At 42.1% G+C, this 2,215-nt stretch carries 1 protein-coding gene; it reads left to right on the forward strand.

Annotated elements, in window-relative coordinates; genetic code table 11:
* The coding region (locus tag GFJ99_RS13485) for a hypothetical protein (protein WP_162524031.1) at positions 1–2,215 on the forward strand (2,215 nt) is incomplete at both ends.

Here is a 2,215-nt window from a genome sequence, read left to right on the forward strand (position 1 = left end):
GAACGTTTAACTATACTGTAACTACAACAGGAGGATGTCCACCAGCAACAGCTACCGGAACTATAACTGTTAATCCAACAGCTACGCCAGTTACCGGATTTAGTTATTCAACACCAGTTTGTATAAACAGTACAAATCCAACTCCAACTCCAGTAGCAGGATTTACTACAGGAGGTGTTTATAGTTCAACTTTAGGATTAACTATTAATAGTTCAACCGGAGAAATTGATTTAGCATCAAGTACTGCAGGAACATATACAGTTACTTATTTTTATGGAGCAACGGCTTGTGGTGCAGCAGGCAGTAGTACTTTTAATATTACTATACTTCCACAAAATGTCATTGCCTCAGGAACAAACCAAACGGTTTGTATCAATAGTGCTATTACGAATATCGCTTTAGCAACAACAGGAGCTACAGGTGCAACATTTGCTGGATTGCCAGCAGGTGTTACAGGTTCATGGTCAGGAAACGTTGCAACCATTAGTGGTACACCAACTGTTTCAGGAACTTTTAACTATACTGTAACTACAACAGGAGGATGTCCACCAGCAACAGCTACCGGAGCCATTACTGTTACGCCATTAAACACGATTGCTGCAGGTACGAATCAAACGGTTTGTATCAATAGTGCAATAACAAATATTACTTTAGCCACTACAGGTGCAACTGGAGTAACATTTGCTGGATTGCCAGCAGGTGTTACCGGTTCATGGGCAGGTAATGTGGCTACCATTAGTGGTACACCAACTGTTTCAGGAACTTTTAACTATACTGTAACTACAACAGGAGGATGTCCACCAGCAACAGCTACCGGAACAATCACTGTTACGCCATTAAACACGATTGCCTCAGGAACAAATCAAACGGTTTGTATCAATAGTGCTATTACGAATATCGCCTTAGCAACAACAGGAGCTACAGGCGCAACATTTGCTGGATTGCCAGCAGGCGTTACAGGTTCATGGTCAGGTAATGTGGCTACCATTAGTGGTACACCAACTGTTTCAGGAACGTTCAACTATACTGTAACTACTACAGGTGGTTGTCCACCAGCGACAACAACCGGAACAATTACAGTTACACCATTAAATACAATTGCTGCAGGTACGAATCAAACGGTTTGTATCAATAGTGCTATTACGAATATTGCCTTAGCAACAACAGGAGCTACAGGCGCAACATTTGCTGGATTGCCAGCAGGAGTTACAGGTTCGTGGGCAGGAAACGTTGCAACCATTAGTGGTACACCAACTGTTTCAGGAACGTTTAACTATACTGTAACTACAACAGGAGGATGTCCACCAGCAACAGCTACCGGTACAATCACTGTTACGCCATTAAACACGATTGCCTCAGGAACAAACCAAACGGTTTGTATCAATAGTGCTATTACGAATATTGCCTTAGCAACAACAGGAGCTACAGGCGCAACATTTGCTGGATTGCCAGCAGGCGTTAACGGTTCATGGGTAGGAAACGTTGCAACCATTAGTGGTACACCAACAGCATCAGGAACATTCAACTATACTGTAACTACAACAGGAGGATGTCCACCAGCAACAGCTACCGGAACCATTACGGTTACGCCATTAAACACGATTGCCTCAGGAACAAACCAAACGGTTTGTATCAATAGTGCTATCACGAATATTGCTTTAGCAACAACAGGAGCTACAGGCGCAACATTTACAGGATTACCACCAGGAGTTACTGGTTCATGGGCAGGAAATAATGTTACAATTACTGGTACTGCTACTTTAGCAGGAACGTTTAACTATACCGTAACTACAACAGGAGGGTGTCCACCAGCAACAGCTACCGGAACTATTACTGTTAATCCACTACCTCTTCCAGTTACAGGATTTAGTTATTCAACACCAGTTTGTATAAACAGTACAAATCCAACTCCAACTCCAGTAGCAGGATTTACTACAGGAGGTGTTTATAGTTCAACTTTAGGATTAACTATTAATAGTTCAACCGGAGAAATTGATTTAGCATCAAGTACTGCAGGAACATATACAGTTACTTATTTTTATGGAGCAACGGCTTGTGGTGCAGCAGGCAGTAGTACTTTTAATATTACTATACTTCCACAAAATGTCATTGCCTCAGGAACAAATCAAACGGTTTGTATCAATAGTGCTATTACGAATATTGCCTTAGCAACAACAGGAGCTACAGGCGCAACATTTGCTGGATTGCCAGCAGG

This window comes from Flavobacterium sp. LMO6 (genome assembly GCF_009495795.1).
Lineage (GTDB): Bacteria > Bacteroidota > Bacteroidia > Flavobacteriales > Flavobacteriaceae > Flavobacterium.